The organism is Microcystis sp. M53602_WE12, from assembly GCF_030065455.1.
GTDB classification, from domain to species: Bacteria; Cyanobacteriota; Cyanobacteriia; order Cyanobacteriales; family Microcystaceae; genus Microcystis; species Microcystis aeruginosa.
The window spans coordinates 1-12,136 of the sequence record NZ_JASJFB010000031.1 but is presented as its reverse complement, the minus strand read 5'-3'; the positions used below and the strand labels follow the sequence as shown (position 1 = coordinate 12,136).

17 protein-coding genes are annotated in these 12,136 nt (G+C 44.3%); 7 read left to right on the top strand and 10 right to left on the bottom strand.

The genetic code is table 11. The features are described from left to right. The 3 genes from PX482_RS01305 to PX482_RS01295 form a co-directional block, all read right to left on the bottom strand. On the bottom strand, positions 1–762 hold a 762-nt coding region (locus tag PX482_RS01305), incomplete at its 3' end, for an urease accessory protein UreD (RefSeq protein WP_288121985.1). Next, positions 762–1,286, bottom strand: a complete 525-nt coding sequence (locus tag PX482_RS01300) for a hypothetical protein (RefSeq protein ID WP_288093044.1) — start codon at positions 1,284–1,286, stop codon at positions 762–764. The genes PX482_RS01300 and PX482_RS01305, both read right to left, overlap by 1 nt. Beyond that, complete coding sequence (locus PX482_RS01295) at positions 1,240–1,413, bottom strand: hypothetical protein (protein WP_002759093.1); 174 nt, start codon at positions 1,411–1,413, stop codon at positions 1,240–1,242. Before PX482_RS01295 ends, PX482_RS01300 begins: the two co-directional genes overlap by 47 nt. 186 nt (positions 1,414–1,599) lie before the next feature. On the opposite strand from PX482_RS01295, the gene PX482_RS01290 reads away from it, so the two are divergent. Then, the gene (locus tag PX482_RS01290) at positions 1,600–1,848 is read left to right on the top strand and encodes a helix-turn-helix domain-containing protein (RefSeq protein WP_002759092.1); all 249 of its coding nucleotides are present in this window, start codon (positions 1,600–1,602) and stop codon (positions 1,846–1,848) included. After that, on the top strand, positions 1,845–2,570 hold the full coding sequence (locus PX482_RS01285; RefSeq protein WP_002759091.1) for a hypothetical protein: 726 nt from the start codon (positions 1,845–1,847) through the stop codon (positions 2,568–2,570). The genes PX482_RS01290 and PX482_RS01285 overlap by 4 nt, the downstream gene beginning before the upstream one ends. Position 2,571: 1 nt before the next feature. Here PX482_RS01285 and PX482_RS01280 read toward each other — a convergent pair whose 3' ends face one another. Further along, a complete protein-coding gene (locus tag PX482_RS01280) occupies positions 2,572–3,723 on the bottom strand; it encodes a DNA cytosine methyltransferase (protein WP_288025714.1) in 1,152 nt (383 codons plus the stop codon). Between the two features lie 267 nt (positions 3,724–3,990). On the opposite strand from PX482_RS01280, the gene gyrA reads away from it, so the two are divergent. Then, the gene (gyrA, locus tag PX482_RS01275; RefSeq protein ID WP_288121983.1) at positions 3,991–6,543 is read left to right on the top strand and encodes a DNA gyrase subunit A; all 2,553 of its coding nucleotides are present in this window, start codon (positions 3,991–3,993) and stop codon (positions 6,541–6,543) included. A gap of 205 nt (positions 6,544–6,748) precedes the next feature. Here gyrA and PX482_RS01270 read toward each other — a convergent pair whose 3' ends face one another. After that, entirely contained in the window at positions 6,749–7,279 is a 531-nt protein-coding gene (locus tag PX482_RS01270; protein ID WP_002759087.1) for a ComEA family DNA-binding protein, read from the bottom strand. Beyond that, a complete protein-coding gene (locus tag PX482_RS01265; RefSeq protein WP_002759086.1) occupies positions 7,279–7,674 on the bottom strand; it encodes an NINE protein in 396 nt (131 codons plus the stop codon). Before PX482_RS01265 ends, PX482_RS01270 begins: the two co-directional genes overlap by 1 nt. Before the next feature lie 201 nt (positions 7,675–7,875). Here PX482_RS01265 and asnS point away from each other — a divergent pair, with 201 nt between their 5' ends. Continuing rightward, positions 7,876–9,240 carry an asparagine--tRNA ligase gene (gene asnS, locus PX482_RS01260; protein ID WP_288096891.1) on the top strand — a complete coding sequence of 455 codons (1,365 nt, stop codon included), beginning with the start codon at positions 7,876–7,878 and terminating at the stop codon, positions 9,238–9,240. Between the two features lie 243 nt (positions 9,241–9,483). Here the strand turns inward: asnS and PX482_RS01255 are convergent, their stop codons facing one another. Continuing rightward, positions 9,484–9,645, bottom strand: a complete 162-nt coding sequence (locus PX482_RS01255; RefSeq protein WP_155120386.1) for a hypothetical protein — start codon at positions 9,643–9,645, stop codon at positions 9,484–9,486. 8 nt (positions 9,646–9,653) lie between these two features. Between PX482_RS01255 and PX482_RS01250 the strand changes: the two genes are divergently transcribed. Continuing rightward, complete coding sequence (locus tag PX482_RS01250) at positions 9,654–9,956, top strand: hypothetical protein (protein WP_002759084.1); 303 nt, start codon at positions 9,654–9,656, stop codon at positions 9,954–9,956. Next, positions 9,944–10,171 (top strand): hypothetical protein, encoded by a 228-nt coding sequence (locus tag PX482_RS01245; protein ID WP_002735928.1) that lies wholly within the window; start codon positions 9,944–9,946, stop codon positions 10,169–10,171. The genes PX482_RS01250 and PX482_RS01245 overlap by 13 nt, the downstream gene beginning before the upstream one ends. Positions 10,172–10,389: 218 nt before the next feature. Here the strand turns inward: PX482_RS01245 and PX482_RS01240 are convergent, their stop codons facing one another. Together PX482_RS01240 and PX482_RS27975 are read right to left on the bottom strand one after the other, a co-directional pair. Then, positions 10,390–10,626, bottom strand: coding sequence for a DUF6887 family protein (locus tag PX482_RS01240; protein ID WP_223212995.1), 237 nt, complete (start codon positions 10,624–10,626; stop codon positions 10,390–10,392). Then, positions 10,623–10,907: a DUF6888 family protein gene (locus PX482_RS27975; protein WP_002759082.1), complete on the bottom strand. Its 285-nt coding sequence runs from the start codon at positions 10,905–10,907 to the stop codon at positions 10,623–10,625. Before PX482_RS27975 ends, PX482_RS01240 begins: the two co-directional genes overlap by 4 nt. 296 nt (positions 10,908–11,203) lie before the next feature. On the opposite strand from PX482_RS27975, the gene PX482_RS01235 reads away from it, so the two are divergent. After that, on the top strand, positions 11,204–11,908 hold the full coding sequence (locus PX482_RS01235) for a hypothetical protein (RefSeq protein ID WP_288096893.1): 705 nt from the start codon (positions 11,204–11,206) through the stop codon (positions 11,906–11,908). Between the two features lie 114 nt (positions 11,909–12,022). Here PX482_RS01235 and PX482_RS01230 read toward each other — a convergent pair. Next, positions 12,023–12,136, bottom strand: a 114-nt coding sequence (locus PX482_RS01230) for a transposase (RefSeq protein WP_287627018.1), incomplete at its 5' end; no start/stop codon positions are given.

Sequence of the window (12,136 nt, the reverse complement as noted above, 5' to 3'; positions counted from 1 at the left end):
TCGCCTTAAAATTTGCCAAACCTGCTGAAACCATTGTCGCACTTCACCGCTAGAATTACCCCGATAACGACATAAAAGACCATCTCCTAAAGTGCTAGTAACTCCCATCTCTCCTTCTAGGGAAAAATCTCTCACTTTCTCGATTAAATCTCTTCCCACCGGTTGACCGATATAAACTAAAGTACCGATCATGGCACTATTATTTAAACCAGAAAATCCCTCGATCATTTTACCACCCAACAGGAAGGAGCGATCGAGCCATAAAGGTTGTCCAGATCGCCAAATGTCCCAATTAGAATGCCATTCTCCCGCTAAAAATTTCTCGCCTCGCGCACTGCGACCAAAACGGGTAATTTCCCATCCCAACCAACTGCTATTTTCCCCTAAATCCACTCGTAAATGTTGGCGAAATACCGCACCATTAAAGATAATTGTTTCTTGGGGTAGCCATTCTAAACCAGCATTGTCATCGATTTTAATCTCGATTAATTGTTGAGCCATTTGACCATTACTCTGGTAAACTTTTCCAGCAGAAGCAGTGGTAATCAGGGCATTACTAGCGGCTTGGAGATGAATTTTTTGTTGAAGAACATCACCGCAAACTATTCCCCCCGCCGTGTGTAAAATCACCGTATGACAAAGGTTTTTTCCTTCGGGATAAAAAGGTCTTTGTACTTTTAAAGGGGCGGTAGCATAGACGTGATTAATCTCGGTTGCGAGATTTTTTTGCGTGTAAATTAGTTCTAGGTTTCCCTGCCACATTATTGATCCTCGGTCATGGTTTCTAGAAATTGCCGATAATTTTCAGGACTGAGATTAATTTTAACTTCTATTTGCTGTTCTTTATCCCTGATCAGTAAAATATATTCACTTTCTGCTTTTTTGCCAACCAGGAGAGGATTTTTTAGCTCGAATTTTTGATAAACCAGATGGGGTTTCGTCACCCGAATAACTAAATTAGGTTGGGATTGGGGATAAATATATAACTGCTCCTGTTCCCGATCTAAAATTAATTGTTTAGGTGTCATGCTTCTTTCGTCAGCAAAAGTAGATTTATGCCAATAGAGGGTAATCCCCCGAATTTGAGGCATTTGGATGCTAAATTTTTCATCAAAACCTTGCTGCTCCCAATTAATATCTTCCAGAGAGCCAGTATCGGGAATTAAACGCTGTTGCCAGAAGACTTCCTTAAGATTTAAATCTTGCCACCATTGGCTAATAATTTGGAAATTATCCAGATTATCGGGGTGGGGATTGGCACTTTGCCAGAGGAGAGGGGTAAGCATTTTGGGGTAATTTTTGCGCTCGGAAAATCAGGATAATAGCGTTCGCTAGAGTTAAGGGATCATTAAGCTCAATCATCATCGATTCTTGAGCTGCCGATCGGGCCATAATATTAACTCTCGATCGCATTTTTATTTTATCCTAAATTATCGAGGGAAAAACTGCTAAAAAATCTGATTTTGTCCCCCTGTGAGCTGCCTTGACGATCTTTTGATTCTGATTAAGAGGCTGTTTGGTTGACGGGAGGAGAGGAAAATTATTCCTGTGACATATAGTCCGTGGACTTATCGTCCACTAAGGACGATTATAGACTTTATGGAAAAATCAAAAGCAGTAATTTTAAGGGCATTGGGGTTAATGATCCGAGAGCATAGAGCAGCTTTAGGCATATCACAAGAAGAACTAGGGCTACGTTGCCATCTTGATCGTACCTATATATCTGGACTAGAGCGAGGAGTAAGAAATCCTTCTCTTACCGCTCTTGTCACTCTGGCGAAGGGCTTAAACATAACTGTATCCCAATTACTGGAAAATTTAGAGATAGAAATAGAGAAACCGGAATGAGTTCTGATTTAGTAGAAGCTATAAAAGCAAAGTTTAAACAGGGTTCATCACAGTACAAAGTCTTCGAGTTATTATCAGATCGAGCTTGGCATTGTCGTACCTGTGAAGGGAAAAAAATAGCATCGGAGCAATATGCTGGTGGCGGTGGTATCCAAGGATTAGAGCGCGGAAATAGGAGCGGTCGCCAGGGGCTAGTAATAGAAACAAAACGAGAATACTGTCCAATTTGTCAGAAAACAACAACTTGGGATCGATGGACTGGAGAGATGCGAGCGGCGAATGCCTCTGCCAACATACCGCCTCAATTAGTGGCTAGAATTTTGGAGTTTTATCGATATAAAGATGTGATTGAAAACAGAATCAGACAGTCACATGAACTGGTTATTGACCATCGTTTTCCTATGGAACGTTGGGGGATAAGTGAACCAAGTCATGATGTCAATATGAGTGTAGCTGAGATGAGAAACAAGTTTCAGCTTCTCAAAAAAGATAGTGCGGGAAATCATAATTTATTAAAGTCAAGAAGTTGTGAAAAATGTATTAAAACTGGTAAGCGAGGAACACCAATGGATATCAGATTTTGGTATTCCGGTGGAGAGAACTGGCCGGAAAATATTCCTCAATCTGGAGCAGAAGCAGAACATGGCTGTGTAGGTTGCGGTTGGTATGATTTGGAAACATGGCGTAATTCTCTTAATATCAAATTGACTGAAGAGCGGTGATTTATCTTGCCACCTCTCCAATATTTTTATTACCTGTAGCTATTAGATTTAAGTAGGGAATAAGAGCATAGCCAATACACTCTGCCAAACGTGGAGGTACGGCGTTTCCAATTTGCCACATCGCTTTTTTCATTGTTCCTTCAAAAATAAAGGAATCGGGAAAAGTTTGTAATCTAGCCATTTCTCTGGCTGAAATAACCCGATTTAAATAGGGATGGATATGAGTACCGCCATGATTTTCTTTAATTGTCATACTTGGCTTACCCCGATACTGTCGTTTGAAGGCATCAACATAACTTTCATATAAGGAACCCCCGGGAGGAACTTGAGCTATTCTGGCCATATATTCGGGGGAGTGACGAGTCCATTCGTGATTGATACTGGGAAGAGGTTCATAAGCAGGTAAATCGCAGATAGCGGCTTCAATCGGTTGGTATTTCTCCGGTACTAATTGAGGACTTGGATAAGGATTTGGCAGCCCAAATCTATTAGCTATGAAAATAGCTCTTGGTCTTATTTGAGGAACGCCATAGGCGGCAGATTCAAGAATTGCTATTGAAATATTTCCATAGCCAATACTTTGAAAAGCTTCCAGAATATTTTGCTTAATTTCTCCTTTTTTTATTGTTAGAATACCGGGTACATTCTCCATGACAACGTACCAAGGCTGTATTTCAGAAACAAGGCGGATAAATTCTTGAAAGAGATGATTCCTCGGATCATTAGCATCTCGTTTTCCAGCAACAGAAAATCCTTGACATGGTGGTCCGCCCACCACAAGATGAATGAATGGATTGCCAATTTTGGCCAACCATTCTTGAGTATTAAAATCATGTATATCACCACAAAAATGATGACAATTGGGAAAATTCTTTTGATGGGTTGCTGAGGCGATCGGGCTAATTTCTGCACTGGCTACAGGGTTAAAACCTGCTTGCAATAAACCTTGGGTTATACCGCCCGCACCGGAGAATAGATCGATAAAATTATAGCTATTGAGAGGCTTAAGCGGAACGTTAACATCGACTAGGACTTGATAGGGATCACGCTTTACCGTTGCTAGTTCGCGCTGAATTCTTTCGTAACGACCTAACTTGGCTTTTTTCTGTTTGCTTACCGCCTGACTTGGTTGATTATCTGGAAATAATGACAATTGCAAATCCATTACTTTAAGAACAAATGGCCTACATGACAATATTGTGACAGATAGTCCACAGAGTGTCAAGATCGGGCCGGAATGAGGGAAGAGACTTTCGGCAAAAGTTTGAGTGCCGCCTCAAACCCCAAAAAAGAGGGATTTTATGGTAAAATAGTCGTACAAATGGGCATATTTTGCACATCAAAAGGGTAAAAACCCGATTTTTAGCGAATTTACTCACAAAAACGCTTTTTTTGCCTTGTTATTGGAGTTAACCCCCCTATGACCGCCGCCCAGGATCATGTCGTCCCCACAGACTTAAGCAATGAAATGTCCCGTTCCTACCTAGAATACGCCATGAGCGTCATCGTTGGGCGCGCCTTGCCCGACGCTAGGGACGGACTGAAACCCGTACACCGGCGCATTCTTTATGCGATGTACGAACTAGGATTAACCCCCGATCGCCCCTTCCGGAAATGCGCTAGAGTCGTCGGGGAAGTATTAGGAAAATACCACCCCCACGGGGATACTGCTGTTTACGATGCCCTCGTCCGCATGGCCCAGGATTTCTCCATGCGCGATCCCCTGATTAACGGTCATGGTAACTTCGGATCGATCGATAACGATCCCCCGGCAGCCATGCGTTATACCGAGTGTCGTCTGCACACCCTGGCCACCAACGCCCTACTACAGGATATCGAGTCAGAAACCGTCGATTTTGCCGATAACTTCGATGGTTCCCAACAGGAACCCGTGGTTTTGCCCTCTAGAGTCCCACAACTGCTAATTAATGGCTCATCGGGGATCGCCGTCGGTATGGCCACCAATATTCCCCCCCACAACCTGGCCGAGATTATCGATGGAACCGTTGCCCTCATCCATAACCCGGATCTCACCGATACGGAATTACAGCGTTATATCCCAGGGCCGGACTTTCCCACCGGGGGGCATATCCTTGGCAGAGACGGCATTCAGGAAGCTTACACCACCGGCCGGGGTTCCATTACCCTGCGGGGAGTCGCCTCCTTTGAAACCATCGAACAAAGGGGAAGACCCGATCGAGATGCTATTATCATCACCGAACTGCCCTATCAAACCAATAAAGCGGCATTAATCGAAAAAATCGCCGATTTGGTCAATGATCGCAAAATAGACGGTATTTCCGATGTGCGGGACGAAAGCGATCGCGACGGCATCCGGGTAGTGATCGAACTCAAACGAGATGCCTATCCTCGCGTCGTCCTCAACAATCTTTATAAACAAACGCCCCTCCAGTCGAATTTTGGGGCGAATATGTTGGCATTAGTCGATAACGAACCGAGATTACTGACTTTAAGGGAGTTTCTCCGCGTTTTCCTCGATTTTCGGGTAGAAGTGATCACCCGTCGTACCCGTTATGAACTCCGCAAGGCCGAGGAAAGGGATCATATCCTTCAGGGTTTACTAATTGCCCTCGCTAGTCTCGATGCAGTCATTGCCCTGATTCGCAGTGCTGCCGACACAGCTAGTGCAAAAGAGGGATTAGTGCAGAATTTTGGCCTCTCAGAGGTGCAAGCGGACGCAATCCTACAAATGCAGCTGCGACGGTTAACCGCCCTAGAATCGGAGAAAATTCAGCAAGAACACGGGGAATTACTGGCAAAAATCGGCGATCTTCAGGATATTTTAGCCAGAAAAGAACGGATCGACAGCATTATCGAGGAAGAACTGCAACAGATCAAAACGATTCACGCTACCCCCCGTCGCAGTCATATTGAACAACGGGAAGGAGAAATCGCCGAAACTGACCTGATTGCCAACGAACAAGCCTTAATTCTCGTCACCGAACAGGGTTACATCAAAAGAATGCCCGTTAATACCTTTGAGTCCCAAAATCGGGCGACAAGGGGCAAAGCTGGCGCAAAAATGAAAGAAGACGACGGCATCGATCACTTTATCACCTGCCGCGATCACGATAGCGTCCTCTTTTTCACCGATCGCGGGGTTGTCTATAGTCTCAACGCCTATCATATCCCCACCGGTTCCCGTACCGCTCGCGGCGTTCCCATCGTGCAACTGTTAGAGATTCCCAAAGGGGAGAAAATCACCTCGGTGGTGGCAGTCAGCGAGTTCAGCGAGGATAATTACCTGATTATGCTCACACAAAAGGGATTTATCAAGAAAACCGCCCTCGCTGCCTTTAGTAATATTCGATCGAACGGTTTAATCGCCATTTCTCTCGAAGACGGTGATCAACTACGTTGGGTTCGCTTGGCTAAAGAGGAAGATAGCGTCATTATCGGTTCTCGTCAGGGGATGGCAATTCATTTTAAGGCCGATAGTCAACAATTGCGCTCCCTGGGAAGGGCAACTAAAGGCGTAAAATCGATGAAATTGCGCTCAGGTGACGAATTAATTAGTATGGACATCCTGCCTAGTCAAATTGTCGCCCAAATCGCTGAATCTAACGAAGAAGAAACCGAGGACGAAAGCGAAGAAATTAACCCCGAAGTGGCTAATAATGGCCCCTGGGTGTTAGCGATTACCATGGCAGGACTAGGAAAACGGGTTCCCGTTACCCTCCTACGTCTGCAAAATCGGGCGGGATTAGGAGTCAGAGTGATTAAATTCCGCAAAAAGAACGATAAATTAGCGGCTCTGCACGTTGTTAACCCCCACGAGGAATTTATGATTATCACCGCACGGGGTATTATCATCCGTCAATCCGTCGATGCTATTACTCCTCAATCGCGATCGGCCGGAGGCATCCGGGTACAAAAACTCGATGAGGACGATGCGATCGCTGCGGTGGCCCTAGTTCCCCCTAATGATGGCGAGGAATCTGAAGACATTTAGAAAAGTTTGTTGGTGGGGTGTAGGGTGTGGGGTGTGGGGTGTGGGGTGTGGGGTGTGGGGTGTGGGGTGTGGGGAGAATAAATAAAACTAATCTTCTGTCTCCTATCTCCTATCTCCTGACTCCTGACTCCTATCTCCTGACTCCTATCTCCTGTCTCCTGTCTCCTGTCTCCTGTCTCCTGTCTCCTGTTCTGAGTATTTGGGATTAAAACTGGAAAAAGTGCATTAATTGGGAGATTTCCTGAGCGTCTAGGGATAAACGCCCTTTAAAATCCACAATATTCTTAAATAATCCCTGTTCTTCCCTGTTTTTAATAATGGCAGCTGCCAAATTATCGCTGATCAGGGGTAAGGTGGTTAACTGCTCGATCGAAGCGGTGTTAGGATTGATTTTAGGGGGTGCGAGGTGACTTTCCCGACTATAATAGGCAAATTCTAGAATCGGCTCCCAAGCTTTCAATCTAGCCACAGGAACACTCAAAGCAGCCGCTAGATCTTCGAGACAAAGCAATTCTACCCCCATACCCGACAATTCCACCAACATTCGCGCTTGATGGATGGATATCCCCGGCAATCGCAGCCAATCATCCACACCCGCTTGACTGACATTAATTTTAATGCCCAATTGCGCCGCCATAGCGATCTCATCGAGGGAACGAAAGCGATAATAGGGATCATTGCTAATTTTGGCTTTTAAAGGGTTAAAAGTGCGCCCTAACCAGTTTTGCGGTGTCATTATAGTAGTTGTCGCCGTTTTTCTTCAAATTCGTACTCAGAAATTAATCCTTCTTGCCGGAGGCGCTCTAATTCCCTTAAAGCTGCCCCGATCGCCTCTACTTGTTTAGGCTCTAAACTGGGGACAGTGGCAGCAGCGGTGGCAGTGGGAAAATAGTTAGCCAAAAATTGGTTATCTTGGATTAAATACCACACTGCATCGATCGCGCAAGCCACCCGGGGAATCGGAGTTTGCCAGAGCAGAAGATAAATAATTCCCCAGAGAGGTTGACCGAGATAGAATTTATGAATACCGGCGATAGGAAAGGGTAAAGCGAGAATGCTGCCGATAAAAGCCAAAAAAATCGCTAATTTACGGCTTTTGGGCTTACTTAATAATTTTTCCACCAGAAGCATGACACCTGTTCGAGATTGATTTTAGCCTGATCTGGACTTTCTATTCTAAAATACTCTTTGGTTCTAAGTAGGGAGACACAATTATTTGTAGGATGGGTTAGCGGTAGCGTAACATAATCTGGCGTTGGGTTTCATGCTTCAACCCAACCTACGTTCATCTTATATTTAATTCCACTCAGCCACTTAACATAGGGATAAGCAATGACTAGCAGAATCAAGGAAATCTTTCAAACAGGACAACCGGATCAATCCGTCACCGTGCAGGGTTGGGTGAGAACAAAACGAGAATTAAAAGAATTTACTTTCCTGGAAGTTAATGATGGCTCATCCCTAGCCAACTTACAAGTTATCCTCGAACCGACTTTACCCGATTATGAAAATGTACTAAAGACAATTAGTACGGAAACAGCGATCGCTGTTTCGGGAAATTTGGTTCTTTCCCCGGGTAAAGGGCAAAATATCGAGTTAAAAGCGGCCGAAATCACCCTTTATGGTGACTGTCCCCCGGATTATCCCCTACAAAAGAAACGTCATTCCTTTGAATTCCTAAGAACTATTGCCCATCTGCGAGCAAGAACCAACACCCTAGGAGCAGTAATGCGGGTTAGAAACGCTTGCGCCACCGCTATACACACTTTTTTCCAAGAAAAGGGCTTTATTTGGGTACATACTCCCATTATTACCGCTAACGACTGCGAAGGTGCGGGAGAATTATTTACTGTCACCAGTTTAGATTTAAAAAAACCCGCCAATTTTGCCGAGGATTTCTTTGGTAAACGGGCCTATTTAACCGTCAGTGGACAATTACAAGCGGAAGTAATGGCCATGGCTTTATCTAATGTTTACACTTTTGGCCCGACTTTTCGCGCTGAAAATTCTAATACTTCCCGTCATCTGGCCGAGTTTTGGATGGTGGAACCGGAAATGGCTTTTTGTGACTTGGAAGGAGATCAGGATTTAGCGGAAGCTTTTCTGAAATATATCTTTAAATTCGTTTTAGAAAATTGTCCCGAAGATTTGCAGTTTTTTAACGAACGTATCGATAAAACGGTGTTAAGTACGGCCGAGAATATCGTTAATAGTGAGTTTGGCCGGATTACCTACAGCGAAGCGATCGAGTTATTAGAAAAAGCTGATCGTCAGTTCGAGTTTCCGGTAGAATGGGGCGTAGATCTACAGTCAGAACACGAACGTTATCTAGCGGAAGAACTATTTAAAAAACCCGTGATTGTCACCAATTATCCCAAGACAATCAAAGCTTTTTATATGCGTCTAGATGACAGTAATAAAACCGTTTCCGCTATGGATATTTTAGCACCCAAGATCGGCGAAATTATCGGCGGTTCCCAACGGGAAGAACGATTAGATGTATTAATCCAAAGAATGCAGGAACAGGGAATGAATCCCGATGATTTGTGGTGGTATTTAGATCTGCGTCGCTACGGTTCCGTTCCCCACGCTGGTTTTGGTTTAGGATTCGAGCGTCTGGTACAATTCATGACGGGAATGACCAATATTCGCGATGTGATTCCTTTCCCCCGTACCCCTTTAAGTGCCGACTTTTAGGTTGATGTCTAGGATCGACGGGAGAAAAGTTGTAATCCTTGAGCTTTTAGCGCTAATTTGCTTGGTCTTTGGAGACTTGTACAATAAAGTTGTACAAGTCCAAGCTCTTGAACTCCCCAAAAACCCCAAAATCTGAAGGGAGGAATGTAAAGATTTATTAAATTGTAGCTTAAAATACAGTTACGGGGGATAGTATGTGTGGTTGTATGGAGAATCGGTTATTATTACCTTTATCGAATCCGCTCAAAATACTACATCAAATGATAATTCATCATGGGATAGTGAAGATTGGGAGCAATTTGACCAACTCATTGCCAATTGTCTTGTAGATTCAGGAATTGAAGATTGAGCATCGGCAACACGACCACTATATTTATCGAACACCGAAACGAGAATCCTATCCATGATTGGGAATGAAATTTGAAGTTGTTACCCCTTTGGGATTTACAGTTAGAACTTCAGAAGGTTATTGGCAGAGGCTAATGGGCAAACATCCTGACCTTGAGGAGTTGGAGGAATTAGTGACCCTTACCCTAGCTTCACCAGATGAAATTCGACGCAGTAGCCACGATGCTGGGGTGCTGCTATTTTATCGCCAGCGACAGGAAAAACGTTGGGTTGTGGCAGTGGCTCGGCGTTTAAATGGAGATGGGTTCTTGATTACTGCCTACCAAACCGATGGGATTAAAGAAGGGGAAATGCTATGGCTCAAGTAAAAGTTTTCTATGAACCGGAAACGGAATTACTGACTGTCTTCTGGCAGCAACCCAGAAAGGAGCAGATTTGTACTGAACTGGGGGATGGGGTGATTTTGATTAAGGATTCCACCAGTGGCGAGCCGATTGGCTTGGAAATTCTCTCCTATCGCCCTGGGGACAATCGCTTTGATGCAGTGAGCGTTGAACTGGGGCAGTTGAGTCCCGTCCGTTGATATTGGTCGTGATTCTGGTTGTCCTCTAACTTCCGAAATCATCTGGGCGTTGAGGATGGGTTTCATGGTGGATAGCTGCCAGGGAGAGAAATGTAAAGATTTATAAATTGTAGCTTTTGATACAGTTGTGGGGGGTGTGTGCTGTGCTGTTATCCTCCTTCTGTCTTGGGTTGGGCTATTGCTTGACCTGACTGCGAGAGAGTGCGATCGCACTGTATCTAAGTTAACTCATTTTGCTGAAAATTATGACGGGAATCTTGACGCATTTGTTCAATAACTTCGGGATATTTTTCCAGATCTTCTAAGGAGTTTAAAGGTGGATAAACTACTCGATCTTTTCTTTCATTTACCTTATCTACATAAGCATAAAAAGCCTCGTCATCCTCACGATGAGATAATACATAACTTTTTAATTCTTGAGAGGTCATAGTTTTAAAATTAGGTTTTTGATTCATTTTATCCATTGTCCATTAGGTTTAATTTCAATCTCAATACCTTCACCAATTAACATGAAAATATTTTTAGTACGCTCATCCAATCTTATTAAGTTAATTGGTAAATAAAACCTTGTTGCCCAACAAGATAGGGTATAACATTGTAAGAGTTGTGCAAGTGTCGGAATATTTTTCCCTCCCAAAACCGAACGAATGACACTAATTATAACAAAATAGAGAATCTGCTTCAACAACTTCGAGACAGAGATGAACGCAAAGACGAATCCGACAGACCGCGCCACAATAACTCAAGGAAGACGATAGTTCACCTGAGAAGCAGTAAAACAGAGGAAAACACCTGAGACTCCCTGCTCTGTCAACCCCTAAGCTAGGGAGAGAAATATAAAGATTTATTAAATTGTAGCTTTTGATACAGTTGTGGGGGGGGGAGTGTGTATGCTTCTGCTATCTCCCTTTGGTGTTATTAAAATCATTCTAAAAATAGATTCCCCCGGCAACAGGTGTTGTCTGTTGGGGTCCATCGGTGGAGACTCGCTTCTATGAAAACCGCTATGTTATCTGATTGAGGTAAATAAAAGTGAACGACAACAGTATCACAAAGACTTTGACTTCTGCCGCTGCCGTATTTGGCGTTATAGCTGGTATAGAGACCTGCATACCAGCGCAAGCAGCACCCGTCGTTTACTCAGGGTCGGACAACAACGTCAGTTCGCTGGCACAGATGGTTAATTCCCTTGCGGCGGCTGCGGCTTTTGATTCTGTGGCTGGTGCCATTTCCATCGTTGACTTTGAGTCAGCGTTGCCCCCCAACGTGACCATTACCGGCGGCAGCACAACCAACAACTCGGGCTGCGGTGCGTTATGCGGGTTCAATACTACCCCTGGCGGTGCTTTCTTCAGGCTTCTCGTAGGTGGTTCGGTGACATTCAGCTTCACCAACCCAGTGGATTCGTTTGGCTTCTATGTAAATGGCTTGCAAACGAATCTCGTACCGCAGCAAACCATCGTGTACACGGATGGATCATCCGTTACTACAACGCTCAATATGCCGCCTGCCATTAATGGGGGCGGCGCATTCTTCGGCTTCATCGATTTTGGGAACCAGATTTCCAGCATCACGTTCAACGGCACCGACGACATTCTGGGCTTTGACGATTTGCGATTCGGTAATGCGAAGAATAACCCGAATAACCCGAATATTCCCGAGCCAAGAGCTATCGGCGGACTATTGGGATTTGGTCTCTTGGGTTTTTGGAGGGTTGCAAAAAAGCGTCACGGGTAACGTAGGCTTCTAGTGGAAGTTTTAGGAAGATTTGTTTCACTTCAGTTGGCAGGTTTTGGAAATGCTATATCAGGAGGTTTTGTTTATCGGCTCTTCGTTACCCTTTATGCTAAATCAACATACAAGATGCCAAGATAACATACTTCTAACCCAAAAATTCCGAAAGTTTCTCAAGCCATAGCCTCTCCGTTTTATTAGTTTAAGTTTATTGTTGATTCCCTCGACCAC

What these genes read in the sequence shown, in the direction of transcription:
- PX482_RS01255 (WP_155120386.1), bottom strand. Translation starts at nt 9,645, where the DNA reads ATGGATAGGATTCTCGTTTCGGTGTTCGATAAATATAGTGGTCGTGTT.
- PX482_RS01285 (WP_002759091.1), top strand. Translation starts at nt 1,845, where the DNA reads ATGAGTTCTGATTTAGTAGAAGCTATAAAAGCAAAGTTTAAACAGGGT.
- PX482_RS01265 (WP_002759086.1), bottom strand. Translation starts at nt 7,674, where the DNA reads ATGCTTCTGGTGGAAAAATTATTAAGTAAGCCCAAAAGCCGTAAATTA.
- PX482_RS01240 (WP_223212995.1), bottom strand. Translation starts at nt 10,626, where the DNA reads ATGAATCAAAAACCTAATTTTAAAACTATGACCTCTCAAGAATTAAAA.
- PX482_RS01295 (WP_002759093.1), bottom strand. Translation starts at nt 1,413, where the DNA reads ATGCGATCGAGAGTTAATATTATGGCCCGATCGGCAGCTCAAGAATCG.
- PX482_RS01250 (WP_002759084.1), top strand. Translation starts at nt 9,654, where the DNA reads ATGAAATTTGAAGTTGTTACCCCTTTGGGATTTACAGTTAGAACTTCA.
- asnS (WP_288096891.1), top strand. Translation starts at nt 7,876, where the DNA reads ATGACTAGCAGAATCAAGGAAATCTTTCAAACAGGACAACCGGATCAA.
- PX482_RS01300 (WP_288093044.1), bottom strand. Translation starts at nt 1,286, where the DNA reads ATGCTTACCCCTCTCCTCTGGCAAAGTGCCAATCCCCACCCCGATAAT.
- PX482_RS01270 (WP_002759087.1), bottom strand. Translation starts at nt 7,279, where the DNA reads ATGACACCGCAAAACTGGTTAGGGCGCACTTTTAACCCTTTAAAAGCC.
- PX482_RS01245 (WP_002735928.1), top strand. Translation starts at nt 9,944, where the DNA reads ATGGCTCAAGTAAAAGTTTTCTATGAACCGGAAACGGAATTACTGACT.
- gyrA (WP_288121983.1), top strand. Translation starts at nt 3,991, where the DNA reads ATGACCGCCGCCCAGGATCATGTCGTCCCCACAGACTTAAGCAATGAA.
- PX482_RS01290 (WP_002759092.1), top strand. Translation starts at nt 1,600, where the DNA reads ATGGAAAAATCAAAAGCAGTAATTTTAAGGGCATTGGGGTTAATGATC.